Below are 19566 nucleotides of genomic sequence, written 5' to 3'. Positions count from 1 at the left end.
GGGTAAAGGAACATGGTTAAAATAGAAAAGCTGACGAATGTATCGTATAAGGAAGTAAAAATACACGATCCATTTTGGACTAAATATATGCATTTGGTGCGGGATGAAGTCATTCCTTATCAATGGGATGCGCTGAATGACCGTATTGAAGACGCTGCACCGAGTCATGCAATCGAGAATTTCCGCATCGCCGCTGGTGAAGCGGAAGGGGACTTCTATGGGTACATTTTTCAGGATAGCGACGTTGCCAAATGGCTGGAAGCTGTAGCCTATAGCCTTGCGACTTCTCCCGATCTGGTATTAGAGAAGTTAGCCGACGAAACCATCGATCTTCTGGGTAGAGCACAACAGGCCGACGGTTACTTGAATACGCATTTTACAATTAAATATCCAGATAAACGTTGGACTAATGAACGTGATAATCATGAAACGTATTGCGCAGGTCATCTAATTGAAGCCGCAGTAGCCTATTACGAAACGACTGGCAAGGTCAAGCTGCTCGACATAGTGTGTAAGCTCGCTGATCATATCGATTCCATATACGGACCTGAAGTAGGCAAGCTGCGTGGTTATTCCGGTCATCAGGAAATCGAGCTTGCTTTGATGCGGTTGTACGAGGTGACAGGCGTTGAGCGGTATTTGAAGCTGAGTTTATTTTTTATCGATGAGCGCGGCCAGGAACCCCATTTCTTTAAGCTAGAAGCGGATCAGCGAGCGGAGCGCTTCGGCCGGGAGTCGCTGCTTAAGGAAGGCTATTACAATTTATACAAGCATAACTATGAATATAATCAATCGCATTTGCCTGTTCGCGAACAGCTTCATGCCGTAGGTCACGCTGTTCGTGCAGTGTACATGTATGCAGGCATGACTGACGTGGCAGCAGCCACTCAGGATCAGACCTTAATTGATTCCTGTAAACGATTGTGGGATAACGTCACACAGAAGCAAATGTATATTACCGGTGGGATAGGCTCGAATCATGACGGCGAAGCGTTTTCGTTCGATTATGATTTACCGAATGATACGGCCTATACGGAAACCTGTGCAGCAATCGGGCTCGTATTTTGGGCACAAAGGATGCTGCATCTAGATCCGCACGGCAAATATGCAGATGTCATCGAGCGCGCATTGTATAACGGCACAATCAGTGGGATGTCGTTGGATGGTAGAAGCTTCTTTTACGTCAACCCACTTGAGGTATGGCCAGATGCGTGCAATCGCCCAGATAAAATGCATGTTGAGCCTGTTAGGCAAAAATGGTTTGGTTGTGCCTGCTGTCCTCCGAATATTGCTAGACTCATTGCTTCGCTCGGTCGATATATTTATTCGCAAAGCGAGCAAACGATATATGTTCATCAATACATCGGCAGTGGTACGAACATTGAGGTTGCTGGACGTTCTGTTCACTTGTCGCAGCAAACGAATTTCCCTTGGGATGAGACGATTGAGCTTACTGTAACTCCAGATCGTCCAGGACAATTTGCGGTGGCCGTACGGGTTCCGGGCTGGTGTGAGGACGCAACTGTGCATGTGAATGGACAAGATGTGCAAGTAGAAGCAAACCTTCATAACGGTTATGTAACGATTAATCGCGAATGGAAAACCGGGGATGTTGTACAGATCGTTCTCCCTATGCCGGTCAAGCGCATATATGCGAATCCGAACGTGCGTGTGAATGCGGGTAAGGTGGCACTGCAGCGTGGTCCGGTCGTGTATTGTTTGGAGCAGGTGGATAACGGTGCGATATTACCTGATATTGCATTGCCTGAACATGCCATACTTGACGCTCGTTTCGAACCGGATGAGTTAGGCGGTGTTACCGTCATTACCGGTGAAGCGGTACGTGGTGAGCTAATCGATGAGAATGCAGCATTGTATACAGCGAAGAAACGGAGTGAGAGCTCCATCAAGATCAAGGCTATACCGTATTTTGCTTGGGCTAACCGTGGAGCTGGCGAAATGCAAGTCTGGATTCGGGAGCGCTAAAGCGGAGGGGTAATCACTTCGGTTAGGTCACCATTCATTATCTAGGGAAGCCGGCACTGTCGGCTTCCTCGTTGTATTTCTTGATTGCGAGTGAAAGAGCTTCATCAGAAGAACAAGGAGGAAATAGAATGATTACTTACCCTAAAGTGAAAACCAAAGTTGAGTTCGCTGCTACACCGTTTGAATTGCAAGATGTGACACTGCAAGAAGGCCCCTTTAAGCATGCAATGGAGCTGAATAAAACCTATTTACTTGAGCTGGAGCCGGATCGTCTACTCGCTAGATTCAGAGAATATGCAGGCTTGCAGCCTAAGGCGAAACAATACGATGGCTGGGAAGCAATGAGCTTGTCGGGGCATTCCCTTGGTCATTATTTGTCTGCTATTGCAATGCTCTATGCCTCACTAGGGGAAATCACATTTAAAGAGCGTGTCGACTATATCGTAGACGAGCTGGAATCGTGTCAGAATGCTCACGGCGACGGCTACGTGTCCGGCATTCCTGGAGGCAAAGAGCTGTTTTTGGAAGTTTCCGCTGGAGACATCAGATCCAAAGGCTTCGACTTAAATGGTGGATGGGCGCCATTATATACGTTACATAAATTGTTTGCTGGCTTACGTGATGCTCTCCATCTGGTCGGGAATGAAAAGGCGCTTCAAGTATCCGTGAAGCTAGCGGATTGGTTGGATGGCATGCTCGCCAAGCTCACGGTTGAGCAAATGGAAGTGATGATGATTTGCGAATACGGCGGGATGAATGAGGTATTGGCCGACTTATATGCGGATACGGGCGAAGAAAAGTATTTGAAACTCGCAGACCGATTCTGGCACAAGGTTGTGCTAGATCCGTTGGCGGCTCATGAGGATTGTTTGCCGGGCAAGCACGCGAATACTCAAATCCCCAAATTGATCGGGCTAGCGAAGCAATATGAACTGACGAATGACGAGAAGTACAAGTCGACCTCGGAATATTTCTGGGATCGTGTCGTGCACCATCATTCCTATGCCATTGGCGGTCATAGTTTTAATGAATACTTCGGTGTCGCGGATGAGTTATCAGATCGGATTGGGAGCTCCACGACCGAAACCTGTAACACCTATAACATGTTGAAGCTGACGCGGCATCTCTTTCAGTGGAATGGTCATGCAAGAGAAGCGGATTATTACGAGCGGGCGATGTTTAACCACATCCTGTCATCGCAAAATCCGGACAACGGAGATATGTGTTATTGCGTATCGTTGGATATGGGCGGATTTAAGGATTACAACAAACGGTTCGAGGATTTCACTTGTTGTATCGGAACGGGGATGGAAAATCACGCGAGCCACAACAACAGCATTTATTTCCATAGCGGGAATAAGCTCTTCGTTAACCAATACATCCCCTCTACACTTCGTTGGGAGGGTCAAGGCGTCGAGTTGAAGCAGGAAACCTTGTATCCAGAGGACGATCGTATCCTAATGAGACTTTCCTGCGAACAGGCCACGCCGTTAGCGCTAAACATTCGCTATCCGAATTGGGCAGAGCAAGGGATTGAGGTCAAAATAAACGGTCAACTGCAGACGTTTAGCGAAGCCACAGCCACGCCGGGAAGCTTTATTGAAATCGATCGCGTTTGGAACGATGGTGATATTGTGGAATTACAAATTCCGATGACACTGCGTCTGGAAGCAATGCCGGACAACCCAAACCGGGCTGCGATCATGTATGGTCCATTAGTGCTCGCGGGACAATTAGGTTCGCTGGAGGATCCAGAGGCTTCGAACTATCTCTATACACCGGTTATGATCACGAACGATAGGCCTTTAACCGAATGGCTGGAGCCGGTTGATGGCAAATTCGCTACCTTTCGTACTGTAAACGTCGGATATCCGCGCAATGTCGAGCTTTATCCTTTCTACCGAATGCATGACAGAATGTACACCGTATATTGGGATTTGTTCACAGAAGAAGCATGGCATAAGGCTGAGAAAGAGTACGTAATTGCACGTGAAAACATACGTCATCTGGAGCAAAACACAATCGATTTTGCTCAACCGGGAGAGATGCAGCCGGAACGGGATCATAATTTCCAAGGTGAAGTTACTGGTGTCGGAACATTGCATAACCGCGCGTACCGCTCTGCTGGCATGGATGGTTGGTTCTCCTTCGATATGAAGGTTGATCCTCGGGTAGAGATGATGCTTGTTGTCACATACTCGGCGGCTACAGATTTGCCAGGCTGTGAGTTCGACGTTCTTGTGAACGGTACACCGCTAATAGAAGGGGTCGAGGGCGTTAAGGAAATAGAGAAGTTTTACAATGTGAACTATACGATTCCGGCAGCCAATGTGGGCGAGGCCAACGTGATGACAGTGACTTTCCAAGCCCAAAAGGGACGTAGAGTACGTAAGGTTTTTGGCTTGCGTATCGTGAATAGAGAGCAATATAACGGTTAGGGAGGGTAACGATGAAATTTCAAGATTTTGCTTATGAAAGACCCGACATTCACAATTTGGAGAAAAGCCTGGATGAACTTATTCATAAATTCGAAGCAGCGGAAAACTCTCAAGACCAGCACTCTTTAATGAAGGAAATAAATAAGCTACGCCGTGAATACGAATCTACATGCGGAATTGCGTATATTCGTTACACGATCGACACAACCGATTCCTTCTATAAAGACGAACAGGACTTCAACGACGAGACGAGTCCGATTTACCAAGGGATGATCACTCGGTATTACAAGGCGCTGGTAGGTTCTAAATTTAGGGATGAATTGGAGCAGCGATGGGGGAAACAGTTATTCCGTATTGCGGAGATGGCGGTTCGAACATTTTCACCAGAAGTTCTGGAAGATTTGCAGCGGGAGAACAAGCTATGTAGTGAATTTACGAAGCTGCTTGCTTCTGCGAAGATTAGGTTTGAGGGAGAAGAAAGAAACTTATCTCAGATGATTCCCTTCACCCAATCTACGGACCGAGAAATAAGGAAGAAGGCCATTGATGCAAGATCTGCCTACTTTGCAGAGCATGAGAGCGAGCTGGATGAGATATTCGATCAATTAGTAAAGCTACGCACTGAGATTGCCCGCAAGCTGGGTTATCGCAATTTCGTGGAGCTCGGATATGCCCGCTTGAATCGATCGGATTACAAGGCCGCGGATGTGGCTAATTTCCGTGAGCAGGTCAAGAATTTAATCGTCCCGGTTACACTGAAATTGAAGGAACGCCAGCGGAAGCGCATTGGGATTGATTCTCTTCGGTACTATGACGACTCCTTCAGCTTCAAAAGCGGAAATGCGAAGCCGAAAGGCGACCCGAATCAGATTATGGAAAACGGCAAAGTGATGTATTCAGAGCTGTCTCCGGAGACGAGTGAGTTTTACTCCATGATGATAGACAACGAATATATGGATCTGCTCAGCAAAAAAGGGAAGGCGGGCGGTGGTTATTGTGCGATAATTAGTGAGCACAAGGCTCCGTTTATATTCGCCAACTTTAATGGCACGTCTAGCGATATCGATGTGCTAACGCATGAGGCAGGGCACGCGTTCCAGGTTCACAGTAGCCTAGATTACCAAGTGCCAGAATACGAGTTTCCGACTGCGGAAGCAGGGGAAATCCATTCGATGAGCATGGAGTTTTTCGCTTGGCCTTGGATGGACTTGTTTTTCCAAGAGGACTCGGATAAGTACAAATTCAATCACATGAGTGAGTCGCTGCTTTTTATTCCTAACGGTGTAGCGTATGATGAGTTTCAGCATTACGTTTATGAAAATCCGGAAGCTTCACCCGCAGATAGAAAGCAAGCATGGCGCGCTATCGAGAATAAGTATGTGCCCTACCGCAATTACGAGGGCAATGACTTTTTGGAAAGAGGCTGTCTGTGGCTGCAGAATGGCCATGTGTTCTGCCTCCCATTCTATTATGTAGATTACACCTTGGCACGAATTTGCTCCTTCCAGCTTTGGAAGAAAGCGAATGTGGATCAAACAGCCGCATGGTCTGATTATATGGCGTTGTGTACAACGGGCGGCAGCAAGTCGTTCTTGGAGCTGCTCGAAGTGGGCAATTTGTTGTCACCCTTTGCCGATGGATGTGTAGAAGGAGTAATCGGTGACATTGAGGATTGGCTTGACCGTATTGAAGATCAACATCTCTAAAGAAAAAAGGATGGATAACCGATGAATGAACGTTTGCATAAATTTCATGCTTATATGGAAGAGTTCAATTTGGATGCCGTAATCGTTACTTTACCCAAGCATGTTTATTATTTGACCGGATATTCCTCGGACCCGCATGAGCGTTTTCTTGGATTAATATTGCCGAAAGGGGATGAGCCATTTCTACTTGTTCCCTCACTGGATATTGAATCGGCGAAAGCGGAATCCATTGTTCAGCGAATCTATACGCATACCGACACAGAAAATCCGTATGAGGTGCTGAAACGTCACTTGCGCGGGGGGCTCAAACGATTAGGTGTCGAAAAGAGCCATCTGACCATGAATCGTTTCGAAGCGTTGTCCGAGACGCTTGAAGCCGAGCAATATGTTGACGTTGAAGCGGCGTTAACGAACATGCGAGCAATCAAATCGGCTGACGAAATTTTGCGGCTTAGAAATGCTGCTCGTCTTGTCGAGCAGGTGCTACACGACGGATTAAAGCATGTTAAAGCTGGAATCACAGAAATGGACATCGCTGCAGAATTAGAATATGCGATGAAGAAAGCAGGCGTTGGTCCGGCGTTCACGACGACCGTGCTGTCCGGTGAGAAATCGGCGCTTCCGCATGGAGCGACAGGGAACCGTCAAATTCAGCACGGTGACATGCTTTTGTTCGATATGGGAGTTGCAGCTAACGGCTATCTTTCGGACATAACACGAACATTTGCAGTTGGAGATGTCAGTGATAAGATGAAGGAAATATACGATATCGTGCTTGAGGCGAATGCTCGAGGCATTGCAGCTATGCATCCGAACGCCGTCCTGGCGGATGTGGATCACGCTGCGCGGCAATGTATCGCGGATCGAGGGTACGGTGAGTATTTTACACATCGGGTCGGACATGGCCTCGGCATTGAGGTGCATGAGTATCCATCCGTCCACGGAGACAACCGTGATCAGCTGCGAGAAGGAATGGTCATCACCATTGAGCCAGGCATTTATTTGCCAGGCATCGGCGGCGTCCGTATCGAGGACGATGTCCTTGTGACGTCGACTGGTGCGGAGACGTTGACAACATTTCCTAGAAGTTTTACCGTAATTGGTTGAGTCAAGGCGAATGGATTGACGCTTCTACGGGTTTGCAATACAATAAATCTAGTTAAATGTAATGATATGGAAAAGGAACGGATCATATGGAATTAGGGACAAAAATTCGCAAAATTAGAAAAGAACAGCGTCGAAGCTTAGAGGAAATCGCCATCATATGTGGGTTTACTAAGAGCTTATTGTCCAAAATCGAAAACGGCAAAACCGTTCCGCCTATCGGTACCCTTATCAAAATTGCCGATGCTCTAGGCACGAAAATATCGGTGTTGCTGGACGATCATGAACAAGGCGGTACCGTCTTCACGACGAAGGAAGCAGCGATGCTGAAGCTAGTCAAGACGCAAAAGGGCTACTCGTTCTCAGCCTTAGCGGTCGAGCGGCAGGATAAGCTGATGCAGCCGTTCTATTTTGTCGCGAAAAAAGGGGAGACGCCAAAGCGAACCGTATCCCATATCGGTGAAGAGTTTATCTATGTGCTAGAAGGTAGTATGAAGTACAAGGTAGGAAGTATGGAATATACGTTAAACCCCGGAGATAGCCTCTACTTCGACTCTGTTGAAGACCATTTGTTTACTCCGATATCCGATGAAGTACGATACATGTCTATGTTCTGCTCAGCTCAAAGCTAGAGCTACTAGATATTGCATCATCTCATATTGCAAATAAGGGAACCTTGGTTCCCTTATTTGCGTTGTGCATGAAGTCAGTTCTCAACATTATTTCGTTTCCCCGGTCACTTTTCTACGAAAATTTGAGGGTGAAATACCTTCCTTATTCATGAAAAAGGTAGAGAAGTAAGGAGAGGTATTAAAGCCGACCTCTTCGGCGATGCGTGCGATGGACCAATTTGTCTGGAGGAGCAGCTTCTTGGCTTGCTCGATTCGGTATTGCTGTAAATAATCGATCGGCGTCATGCCGTAAATTTTCAGCATGCATTTGGCCAAATGATTGGGATGATAGTTCAATTCACTTTGCAGCATGGAATTGGTTAATTTTTTTGCATAGTTTTGACGGATGAATAGCTCTACCTTCTCCGCGAGTCGAATGGCTGCTGCATCAGAGGACGAGGCAGATTCGCGATCGATATGCTGCATGAAAACCTGGAACGCGGTTTGTTTTTTCCAGTTACGCAATGACCGTGGGTCATGATCCAATTCATAAAACTGCTTCAGATCATCCATTGATCTTTCCGAAAGCTTAAAATGCTTTGGGATGAAGATGGAGCATACCTCGCAATGGTTCAAATAAGCATTTTGCTTATGCTTTTCAATAAGGGCCAATTGATTCTCAAGGCATTTACTCATTTCTTGGCTTTCTTCCCAAGCACCAAACGTATGAAAGTGAATCCAGGTGATCTCCGTTTCCTCTTGGCAGGGTGTTGTCCCATAATGGTACCCGTCAGGTCGCAAGATGAGCGCTTCCCCTTGTCGAACCGTCCATTCAACCGAATTTTCTCCAATAAACAAAGTCCCTTTCGTCACAACAATCAAATCAAACACGCTGATGAAGTTCCGACTGATATGGCGTTCTCCTGGCATGAAATGGTGCTTCCCGCTATCTATGAAGTAAGGCACTGGTGGAGATATAAAGTGCAGTATGGGAATAGACATTATTTCTCGCCTCACATTAGGTTGATATTTTAGAAAATCGAGTTGGAATTTAGTATGTAATTCAGATGACACATTAGGTACCATAGGAAACAGATCGAATTCCACAAGGTTGAATTGCATCTGAAAAGGGAGGATATAATGAATCCTACAACATTAAACAAATCGCTTCAATTAAAAAAACTAGATATTAGGGATTCATTCTGGACTTCGTATATTCGTCTAGTACGTGATGTGGTGGTGCCTTATCAATGGGAAGCGCTGAATGACCGAGTAGAGGGTGCTGCTCCAAGCTATGCGATACGGAATATGAAAATTGCCGCTGGATTGGAGCAAGGAAGCTTTAACGGTATGGTATTTCAAGACAGTGACATCGCAAAATGGTTAGAAGCGGTTAGCTACCTGCTAGAGTCTGAGGCTAATCCGGAGCTGGAGCGTATCGCCGACGAATTGATTGACGTTATAGCCCAAGCACAACAGAAGGACGGCTATCTCAACACCTATTTTACGATTAAAGAACCGGATGGACGATGGACGAACTTGGCGGAATGTCACGAATTGTACTGCGCCGGTCATCTCATCGAAGCGGGAGTTGCTTACTATCAAGCAACGGGGAAGAGAAAGCTACTGGACGTCTGTTGTCGGATGGCGGATTACATTGATTCGGTATTTGGTCCGAAGCCCGGTCAAATTCAAGGCTATGACGGTCATCAAGAAGTAGAGCTAGCTCTTGTTAAGCTTTACAGAGTTGTAAAAAACGAAAAATATTTAAGCTTAAGTAAATTTTTCATAGATGAACGTGGGAAAGAACCAAGTTTTTATGAGCAGGAACTGAAACAACGCGAAGGTAAAGTGCATTTTCCGTTTCTCGATATGGCTCAAGATCTTTCTTACAGCCAAGCACATTTGCCAGTACGGTTGCAGACATCGGCTGAAGGACATGCTGTCCGGGCTGTGTATATGTATTCGGGAATGGCAGACATCGTTGCGGAAACAGGCGATCAACAGTTACTTGAAGCTTGTCAGAGATTGTGGAGTAGTATCGTAGAGAAACGGATGTACATTACAGGGGCGATCGGATCGATGTCCCACGGGGAATCCTTTTCTCTTGATTATGACCTCCCAAATGACAGCGCTTACGCTGAAACATGCGCATCGATCGGATTAATCATGTTTGCACAGCGCATGCTTCTGCTAGAGCCGAGAAGCGAGTATGCCGACGTGCTGGAGAAGGCACTGTACAATACCGTCATTAGTGGGATGTCCAGGGACGGCAAACGATTCTTCTACGTCAACCCGTTAGAGGTTTGGCCGGATGCATGTGACAAGAACCACACGTTCAGCCATGTGAAGCCCGTAAGGCAGGAGTGGTTTGGCTGTGCGTGCTGCCCACCCAATATTGCAAGATTGTTAGCCTCACTAAATCGGTATATCGTTTCGGTTCAAGATCGAACGATCTATACGCATTTATATATTGGTGGAGAGCTAGAGTGTGAGCTAGATGGCCAGCCTATCCATTTTACACAGCAATCGAATTTTCCTTGGGATGGCGACGTCCTCTTCAAATATGAAGGAGAACAAATTGCCCATTTTACAATGGCATTGAGAATTCCGAATTGGTGTCCGGGTGCGTCAGTCTTGATTAATGGTCATTCCATTTCACTAGAACCAACCATCGTTAACGGATATGCGCATATTGCGAGAACATGGCAGCCGGGAGATGTTATCGAGCTGTCGCTACCGATGCCAGTCACACGAATGAGAGCACATCCCTCTGTTCGTGAAACGGTAGGCAAGATCGCGTTGCAACGTGGCCCAATCGTATATTGTGTGGAGGAAGCGGACAACGGAGCGAATTTACACCATATTACATTGGATGGGGGATGTGAATTTTCAGTGGAATTTGAGCCTGAGCTGCTCGGCGGACTGCAGACGATTACCGCGAAAGGCGTTAAGATACCCTCTACCGACTGGGGCAATCAGCTCTATAAGTCGGAAAAACGTGGACAATCCCTGCCTACAACGGTAAAATTTATTCCTTATTTCGCGTGGGCCAATCGAGGTCGTGGTGAAATGGCCGTATGGGTAAGGGAGTAAGCTAACGCAGTTACCTCATGACGAACAGGAAGGCGGGTCCCGATAGAATGGTCGATAAAAGCAAAATCGATATTATGGCTAAAAGCAGCTTTGACATTCGCCTCAAAGATGGAGCAGTAATTAGCCTTAAATATTTACGAGATGCGCATGATACACAATATATTTTGAAGGACAAACGCTTTGGGGACGTATTTGTTACCTACCGAAAGCCGAATGGGGATTGGTTATCATTAAGCACTTTAGATTTAGCACAACAAGGCTTTGTGGGAACAGCCGTCTCCACGGACGGTCTAAAATACGACTCTCGTTATGACTCCGCTCAAGACGGACAACTAGATATTAGACTTGAAATTTCGTTTGAAATCGTTCAAGATTGCTTAAATTACACCATTGGAATAACTAACCAATCCAATAAACCGATTGAAATTGGCGACTTGTCGATCCCCTTTCCGATGAATTCAGCTTACGAATGGGGAACTAAGCCACATGAAAGCGTACTGCGACATGGCCTCATATCAGGCCATAATTCATATATGTTCTGGATGCGTTGTAATAGTGTGGGTCCTTATCTGACCCTGACACCGGCAAATGACTCACAGCTGGAATACTTTGATCTTTATTCAGAGGATGAAGGTAAGAAGGGAAACCGACAGTTCAAAGCCTATATTCATTCAGCGGCCCAAGGGCAAGTTGCCAAAGAGAAAGGTACGAAATGGCGCCAGCCGAATACGAGTGCAATTCTCGCTTCCCAAGGGGAGCAAGGTGATTCAGTAACGTATCCTTTTAAGTTCCATTGGGCTAAGGACTATGACGACGTGCGCAATACGATCGTAGATGAAGGGCTGATCGACATTCAAGTCATTCCTGGCATGACAGTGCCGAACGATTTGCATGCGATGTTCTATCTACGGACGAAACAGCCGATTGAATCGGTGACACCGGAGTTTCCTGATGCCACGGAGCTAACGTATATAGGTAAGCAAAGCGAAGACTTGCATGTGTATAAGGTGAAGTTCGAGAAGCTAGGCGAGAACATCGTGACGGTAAAGTACGGTGGGGGCAAACAAACCTACTTAGAATTTTTTACTACGGAGCCGATTGAAACGCTAATTCAAAAACGAGCTGCCTTTATCGCGAAAAGCCAGCATCGTGATCCGTCCAAGTGGTACAACGGACTACTTGCAGAGTGGAACATGGATAACGAGGTATTGCTTGGACCTGACAATTACGACCGCATTAAAGGCTGGCGCATTTACGAGGTAACCTGTGACGATCCGGGACTTTGTAAACCCGCTTATTTAGCCGCAAAAAATGCCGAGTTCCCGGTCGAGGAAGAAATTGAGGCACTCGAATATTATATCGAGAACTTTGTGTGGGGAGGCCTCCAACAAACAGAGGAGGAAGAATACCCTTACGGCATATATGGAATTCCGGACTGGAATGCTCTTCGTACCAGTGAAGATGAGGGGCCAAAAGGCAAAACGCACATCTGGCGAATTTACGATTATCCGCACATCGCCTTAATGTATTGGAGTCTGTATCGAGTTACGAAAAATTACCCGCAGCTTCGAACGAAGCTTTCGAAGGAAACTTATCTAGAACGCGCATACAGAACAGCGGTCGCTATGTTTACGATTCCGATGGAAACGGGCGAGTGGTCAGCCTACAAAACTGGGCTGTACAACGAATTAATTATTGCAGACTTAATAGAAGAGTTGAAATCAGTAGGATTAATAGAAAAAGCACACCGTCTCGAGAGGCACTGGAAAAAGAAAACCATTCATTTTGTTAATGAAAATGGCGATATGTTCGGTTCAGAATACCCGTTTGATTCGACTGGTTTTGAAAGCACACATGCGCTAGCTAAATATGCGATGAAGCATGCGGTTAAATCAGTCGGCGAGATAAAGGATCGCAACGCCGAGGAAGTTATTCTACATAGTAACGCAGTGAAGTTTATGGAAGCTCAGGTTGAAGCGAATATATTTTGTCGTGGATGGCTGTCTCCGGCTTACTACTTATATGGTAGTGATTACCGAGGCGAGTCTAATGGAGCTTATACATTAAGTTATATGTCTCAAATGGGTGGATGGGCGCTACTCGATTATGCCCTTGAGTACAGCACGAATCCCCATGAATATTTGCGGTTGGGTTATGCCTCCATGTTAAGCTCATGGGCGCTCATGAATACGGGAACGCCAGAAAGTAATTATGGCTTCTGGTATCCGGGACAAGCCAATGATGGCAGCGCAGGTGGAGGCTTTGAGCCCTCCCCGTATGGCCAAACATGGTTAGATCAGGAGCATCATCGCGGTTCATGGTATTATTCCTGCGAAATCGATCTTGGTTATTGTGGGGCACTTCGAGGGGCTGCAACGATTTTTACTGACGATCCTATATTCGGATTGTTCTGCTACGGAGGCGATTATCGCCAAGTGGAAGACGGATATGAAATTACGATGAAGGATGGGATTCGTAGAAAACTCCACGTATTGTTGGGTGAATCGAAGGTGTCCCTGCAAATCGATACAGATCACATTTCGGCAACAACGCCTGTATTTGTCCAAGCTAAAGGTTCCGAAGTCCGTTTCCAAATCGAATCCGAGGGAGTGGAGCAGCACACCGTTACATTAATTGTTTCCAGCCTTCCCGAAGGCTCATATGGAATTTATAAGGATAACTCTAAAGTGCTGTCTATGAAGGGTGGTGTTGAAACGATCCTACCCTTAATCATGGATTCGCAAGGAGCGACCCTCTGCATAAGGAAGGAACAATGATCAATGGCGATAAGCCTTCAGCGTTTTCAGCAACACCTTCTACCGCGGTTGTTTAACAAAAAAACACATGGGGGAATCTATCCGATGAAAAAGTTTGCTTGTTCGATGTTGGCGCTCACAATGTTAGTAACTGCAGTAGGCTGTAGTAGCGGAAATAACAACAAGGATTCGGACAAAGAGGCAACAGCAAGCTCCGGTAATTCGGGGGTAGCAGCTACGAACGGTGTGAATGAATACGGGTGGGACGTTCCAACGGAAACGCTGAAGTTTAGTTTCTATGCGGGCTATGACGATCAGTCGGAGGTTGATAAGCTTGCCGTTCCGATGAGTCAATTTTATAAAGAGAAGTTTAATGTTGATATCAAAAAATTAGTGTACAGCATCGACATGAACGAGAAGCTTAACCTCATGCTGGCGACTAGCGATTATCCAGAAGTGATTACGAATATGGATGATGCGATGGCCGAGAAGTTTATCGCGCAAGGTCGGGCAATTGACTTGACGGATCTGATCGAAAAGTCAGCTCCAAACGTGAAAGAGAAGCTGGGTAAGTACCTGAACCTAATGAAAAATGACGAAGGTAAAATTTATAAGCTACCTGCGATGTGGGGCGAGAATCCAAACGTAGCCGGCTGGGACTTCGGTATTCGTTACGACTGGTGGAAAGAGCTGGGTACTCCAATCTATCAAACTCCTGAAGAGTACTATCAAGCGTTAAAGCAAGTCATGGCTAATCATCCGACAAACGCGCAAGGTCAGAAGATTTACGCTATATCAGACAACGCGAATGCGGGCACAAATACACAAGGTGCAAACCTTTACAATGGGATGCTATCCGCTTACGGATTTAAAAATGGCTTCAAGGTAAACGATAGCACGGGTGAGTTTACGCATTGGATGAATACACCTGAAGGCTTGGAAATTGCTAAGTACATTAATCGTTTCTATCGTGAAGGTATGATGGATCCGGATTTCTTAACGAACAAATTCGAAGATTGGCAGACGAAGGTTACGAATGAAAGAGTCATTGGTAACATCGGTACCTGGTGGCAATTATGGGTAGGCGGTCAAGAGGCGTGGGCGGAACAAGATAAAGACAAATACAATATCGAAAAACGGTATATGAACGTCAGCGTCAAAGCGCCAGGTGTTGAGAAATCAACCGAGCTTTCTTCAAACTTTATCGGAAATTACCGGATGATTATTACGGATAAAGCCAAAGATCCTCAAAAAATTATCGAGTGGCTGAACTGGGAAGTGAGTACGCTTGGGACGATGATTACGGGTTATGGTAAGCCCGATCCTGAGAACGTATGGGATATAAAAGACGGTAAATGGATTTTCAAGGATAGTGCGATGGATTATGCGAATAAGAACACAAATTTCCATGATGTCCGCGAGAAGAAGTTTGGTGCTCAATCCTTTATGATGGTCGCCCCTGGAGGCTGGATTAAGGACGATCGCCTCGATCCAAGAGTGACGCGTGTGAGCGTCTACGATATGTGGCCAGTTACGGAAGAGGGTAAGTTTCTTGATGCAGGCGTTAATCTAAGCTGGGAAAATGTAAAAGGCGAAAGCTGGGATTCGACGCTTTATACAGTAACGTATAAGGGTGACGATCCGATCTCGAACACAAATGCCACGATCAAGGACACGTTAATTTCCGAGTGGGCAAAAATGATTACTAGCAAAACAGAAGAAGATCTCGTAAGTAAATTTAATTCTGCAAAGGACAAGCTGAATAAGCTTGGACTACATGATATCGAGAAGTACAGTGCCGAAGCATACAAATCTAATGTAGAGAAATTTAATCAATAAGTCATTCAACAAAGTAATAATCCTCATAAGGCTTGGATCGGATAGCATTTCCATTCGATCCAAGCGCATTCTACTTCAAAGAGTATTATACCTATCCATCGAAAGAGGAGAACTTATGGAGATACAAGCTAAAACGGGTATGAAGCAAACCGGGTTTAAAGGTCGGATGAATCGAATTGGAAAACGGTTGTATAAGGAAAAAGAGCTCTGGATCATTAACCTTTTTGCCCTCGTATGGGTGGGTATCTTCTGTTATGGACCGATGTATGGGATCATCTACAGCTTTTATGACTATTTTCCGGGTAAAAGCTTAAGTGAATCTAAATTTGTGGGTTTAAAATATTATGTTGAGTTTTTTACGCTACCTGATGTTTGGCTTATTATCCGTAATACGCTTGTCATTAGCTCCCTTGGTCTTACGATCGGTTTTATTGCTCCAGTTATACTAGCACTTTTAATGAATGAGTTGAGAAGCATCAAATTCAAGAGATTAGTTCAAACCATTTCGTATTTACCTCATTTCGTTTCATGGATAGTTGTTGCCAGTATCATTTTTACGATGCTCGGTAGCGAAGGGATAATCAATGATGTGCTGATGAAAATGGGTATTATTCATGAGCCGTTAAAGATTCTCGGTGAAGGGGAATATTTCTGGGCACTGCTGACTTCCGCCAACCTATGGAAAGGAATCGGTTTTTCGTCCATCATCTATATTGCTGCTATCGCAGGGGTCGACCAAGAATTGTATCAGGCCGGGGCCGTCGATGGGCTCGGAAGATTCGGAATGGCATGGCATATCACGCTTCCGGGTATCCGACCTACAGTGCTGTTATTGTTTATTTTAGGCATTGGAACATTGCTAAACGCTGGTTTCGAACAGCAATTGTTGCTCGGGACTCCGGCGACAAGAGAATATCACGAAGTCATAGAAACCTACGTCTATCGGTATGGTATTCAGCAAGGTCGCTATTCATTTGCAACCGCCGTTGGCTTTATGAGCTCAGTGCTTGGCTTGATGCTCGTATTATCAGCGAATAAAATCTCGAAGAAAATGACAGGCATGTCCATTATTTAATGGAGGGGAGAGCGGCAATGAGAGCGACATACGTAAAAAACACGACTAGCGGACGTATATTTGATTTTTTTAATGTCGTATTTATGGTTGTACTGGCGTTTGTGATGTTGTATCCCTTCTGGAATCAATTGATTATCTCGTTTAACCAAGGCTCGGATACGATGAAAGGAGGACTCTACTTCTGGCCACGGGAATTTACGTTGGATAGCTACTCTTATATGTTCGATAAAGGCAACTTGGGTAAGGGAGCGTTTATTTCCGTATTAAGAGTGGTTGTAGGGACAGTCACGACGTTATTTTGTTCGGGGTTACTAGCTTACATAACAACAGTGAGATGGTTTTCTGGCAGAAGATTTACTAGAGTCCTCTTTCTGATCACTTTGTATTTCAGCGGCGGTCTTATTCCGACCTATCTGCTCATTAACAGTCTGCACCTCATGGAAACGTTCACGGTTTATTGGCTTCCGGGCTTATTCAGCGCCTATTATATGCTGCTAATCTCATCCTACATGTACAATCTGCCGGAAGCGCTGTCAGAGTCGGCGAGGATAGATGGGTGTGGTGAGCTTCGAATCTATGTGCAGATTATTGCTCCATTGTGCGTTCCCGTATTTGCTGCGGTTGCGGTGTTTAGCGCCGTGAATCACTGGAACTCATGGTTTGATGTCATGCTGTATAATTCCTCCGGGAAATGGGATACCCTACAGGTTTATTTGCGTAAAGTGTTGCTGGACGTTGAACAACTGAGCAAGCTAATGGACGAACAGAGGCAAATGGAGGGAATGAGAAAGTTGACTCCGGCATCTATTAGAGCTGCGACAACCATGATCGTTACGATACCGATTATCTTATTTTACCCGTTCATGCAAAAGTACTTTATGGGCGGCATTACGATTGGAGCCGTTAAAGAATAATCGGAATCGCTATGAGATGAAATTGGGCGGAGCCCTCTGGCTACAGAGGGTTCTTTTTATAAGATAGATATGAAGCTATGTATTGGAGAGGTGGGTTAATGAATGGCGCAAACAAGTATCATTATTCGTTTGGAATTAGATCACAGGAAGATCAGCTTTGGGGATGTGGCTGCTGTAATTAGTAAGGTAAAGGGAGATATCACATCTATTGATGTGATACGTCCGGGACAAGATGTTTCCATTCGAGATATTACTGTTGATATAGCGGATAAAGATGAGGCGATCATCGAACAAGCTTTGAGGGAGTTAGATGGTATTCAAGTCATTAACATCTCGGATCGCACCTTTCTAGTACATTTGGGTGGGAAAATTACGATTCAACCGACGCTTCCTATTAAGAATCGCGATGATTTATCGAAAGTATATACTCCTGGTGTTGCTCGTGTATGCACGGCGATAGCTGATAATCCTAGCAAAGCGTATTCTCTGACGATTAAGAGGAATACGGTTGCCGTTATTAGCGATGGCACAGCAGTACTAGGATTAGGTGATATTGGACCCTATGCGGCTGCTCCAGTTATGGAAGGGAAAGCGATGCTCTTCAAGCAGCTTGCCGGGGTGGATGCGTTCCCGATCTGCTTGGATACACAGGATACGGAAGAAATCATTCGTACGATTAAAGCGATTAGCCCTATATTTGGGGGGATTAACTTGGAGGATATTAGCTCCCCACGTTGCTTTGAAATAGAGACAAGGCTCATTGAAGAGCTGGAAATCCCTGTTTTCCATGATGATCAGCATGGAACCGCCGTTGTGGTTATCGCAGGGTTACTTAATGCATTGAAGGTAGTGGGCAAACGGTTAGATAACATTCGCGTCGTCGTTAACGGGATAGGTGCTGCGGGCGTATCGATTTGTAAAATGTTGCTCCAAGCAGGCGTCAACCATCTCGTGCCTGTAGATAAGGAAGGCGCAATCGTTCGCGGTGAGACATATTCAAATACTGCATGGCAGTGGCTTGCTGATCAGCCTCAAGTGGAATCGAAACCAGGAACGCTTCAAGAAGTGATTCAAGATGCAGATGTGTTTATCGGGGTGTCGCGAGGTAGATTGTTAAGTGAAGAGGATGTGAAAAGGATGGCTCCGCGTAGCATTGTTTTCGCGATGGCGAATCCTGAACCTGAAATCACACCAGAGGAAGTACTCCCGCATGTCGCTGTATTTGCTACCGGACGGAGCGATTATCCAAATCAAATTAATAACGTGCTCGTATTTCCAGGACTATTTAGAGGAGCATTAGATTGCCGCGCACGGCTAATCAATGAGCCGATGAAGCTAGCTGCGGCAAGAGCGATTGCTTCCGTCGTATCTGCAACAGAGCTCAACGAGACTTACATTATCCCTAGTATCTTTAATGAACAGGTCGTGACTCAAGTACGCAGAGCCGTCATTGAAGCGGCCATTCTGACAAATGTAGCTCGTAGGACCCCGCCTGAATTTAGATGATAGAGTTAGTGGGATATCGCTACTCTCTCTCTATATATAGAAGAGAAGGGTAGCCGATGTTCAACTTATTAATAGAAGGGCCAAAGATGAATATAGATTCCGAAACAAATTGGGAATATTTGATTGTTGCAAACGGCATTCTATCGGGTTATGATATACCTCTTGCTTCGGAAATGAAGCGAGCGAGTAAAAAAAGAAGTTGAAAATAACTCTTGCAATCTCGTTTATGAAATGATATAATATAATTCTTGCGTCGGAATAACGACGCAAACAAGAAACGACAAATTGTTCTTTGAAAACTGAACATCGAGCGTAAGAAAACGAACAAAACGTCGGAAGATGGCTTCGGCTGTCGGAAGACAAACCAGTTGTAAAGATTGAGCCTTCAAGGCTCTTTAATACGAAGCTTCGGCTTCACTATTATGGAGAGTTTGATCCTGGCTCAGGACGAACGCTGGCGGCGTGCCTAATACATGCAAGTCGAACGAATCTCTGATGGAGCTTGCTCCTGATGAGGTTAGTGGCGGACGGGTGA

13 protein-coding genes and 1 rRNA gene are annotated in these 19566 nt (G+C 45.6%); 13 read left to right on the top strand and 1 reads right to left on the bottom strand.

Annotated elements, in window-relative coordinates:
* Nucleotides 1-12: 12 nt before the first annotated feature.
* From M1K58_RS26245 to M1K58_RS26225, 5 genes are all read left to right on the top strand, one after another.
* Nucleotides 13-1986, top strand: a complete 1974-nt coding sequence (locus M1K58_RS26245; protein ID WP_256761859.1) for a glycoside hydrolase family 127 protein — start codon at nucleotides 13-15, stop codon at nucleotides 1984-1986.
* Nucleotides 1987-2114: 128 nt separating this feature from the next.
* Complete coding sequence (locus M1K58_RS26240) at nucleotides 2115-4424, top strand: glycoside hydrolase family 127 protein (protein WP_256761858.1); 2310 nt, start codon at nucleotides 2115-2117, stop codon at nucleotides 4422-4424.
* An 11-nt stretch (nucleotides 4425-4435) separates the two neighbouring features.
* Nucleotides 4436-6130 carry a M3 family oligoendopeptidase gene (locus tag M1K58_RS26235; protein ID WP_256761857.1) on the top strand — a complete coding sequence of 565 codons (1695 nt, stop codon included), beginning with the start codon at nucleotides 4436-4438 and terminating at the stop codon, nucleotides 6128-6130.
* Nucleotides 6131-6151: 21 nt separating this feature from the next.
* On the top strand, nucleotides 6152-7237 hold the full coding sequence (locus tag M1K58_RS26230) for a M24 family metallopeptidase (protein ID WP_256761856.1): 1086 nt from the start codon (nucleotides 6152-6154) through the stop codon (nucleotides 7235-7237).
* Nucleotides 7238-7323: 86 nt separating this feature from the next.
* A complete protein-coding gene (locus M1K58_RS26225; RefSeq protein WP_256761855.1) occupies nucleotides 7324-7866 on the top strand; it encodes a helix-turn-helix domain-containing protein in 543 nt (180 codons plus the stop codon).
* An 87-nt stretch (nucleotides 7867-7953) separates the two neighbouring features.
* On the opposite strand, the gene M1K58_RS26220 is transcribed toward M1K58_RS26225, so the two are convergent.
* The gene (locus M1K58_RS26220) at nucleotides 7954-8847 is read right to left on the bottom strand and encodes a helix-turn-helix transcriptional regulator (RefSeq protein WP_256761854.1); all 894 of its coding nucleotides are present in this window, start codon (nucleotides 8845-8847) and stop codon (nucleotides 7954-7956) included.
* Nucleotides 8848-8985: 138 nt separating this feature from the next.
* On the opposite strand from M1K58_RS26220, the gene M1K58_RS26215 reads away from it, so the two are divergent.
* The 8 genes from M1K58_RS26215 to M1K58_RS26180 all read left to right on the top strand — a co-directional run.
* On the top strand, nucleotides 8986-10941 hold the full coding sequence (locus M1K58_RS26215; RefSeq protein WP_256761853.1) for a glycoside hydrolase family 127 protein: 1956 nt from the start codon (nucleotides 8986-8988) through the stop codon (nucleotides 10939-10941).
* Nucleotides 10942-10988: 47 nt separating this feature from the next.
* Nucleotides 10989-13718, top strand: a complete 2730-nt coding sequence (locus tag M1K58_RS26210; protein ID WP_256761852.1) for a DUF5695 domain-containing protein — start codon at nucleotides 10989-10991, stop codon at nucleotides 13716-13718.
* 84 nt (nucleotides 13719-13802) lie between these two features.
* On the top strand, nucleotides 13803-15536 hold the full coding sequence (locus tag M1K58_RS26205; protein ID WP_256761851.1) for a type 2 periplasmic-binding domain-containing protein: 1734 nt from the start codon (nucleotides 13803-13805) through the stop codon (nucleotides 15534-15536).
* 115 nt (nucleotides 15537-15651) lie between these two features.
* Entirely contained in the window at nucleotides 15652-16611 is a 960-nt protein-coding gene (locus tag M1K58_RS26200) for an ABC transporter permease (protein ID WP_256761850.1), read from the top strand.
* A gap of 17 nt (nucleotides 16612-16628) precedes the next feature.
* Entirely contained in the window at nucleotides 16629-17525 is an 897-nt protein-coding gene (locus tag M1K58_RS26195; protein WP_256761849.1) for a carbohydrate ABC transporter permease, read from the top strand.
* A gap of 102 nt (nucleotides 17526-17627) precedes the next feature.
* On the top strand, nucleotides 17628-19031 hold the full coding sequence (locus M1K58_RS26190; RefSeq protein WP_256761848.1) for an NAD-dependent malic enzyme: 1404 nt from the start codon (nucleotides 17628-17630) through the stop codon (nucleotides 19029-19031).
* 56 nt (nucleotides 19032-19087) lie between these two features.
* On the top strand, nucleotides 19088-19234 hold the full coding sequence (locus tag M1K58_RS26185) for a hypothetical protein (RefSeq protein WP_256761847.1): 147 nt from the start codon (nucleotides 19088-19090) through the stop codon (nucleotides 19232-19234).
* Nucleotides 19235-19450: 216 nt separating this feature from the next.
* Nucleotides 19451-19566, top strand: a 16S ribosomal RNA gene (locus tag M1K58_RS26180); the annotation flags it as partial.

The organism is Cohnella sp. WQ 127256 (assembly GCF_024519285.1).
GTDB lineage: Bacteria > Bacillota > Bacilli > Paenibacillales > Paenibacillaceae > Cohnella.
Note: the sequence above shows the minus strand (reverse complement) of the source record. Positions and strands in the feature narration are given on the sequence as shown.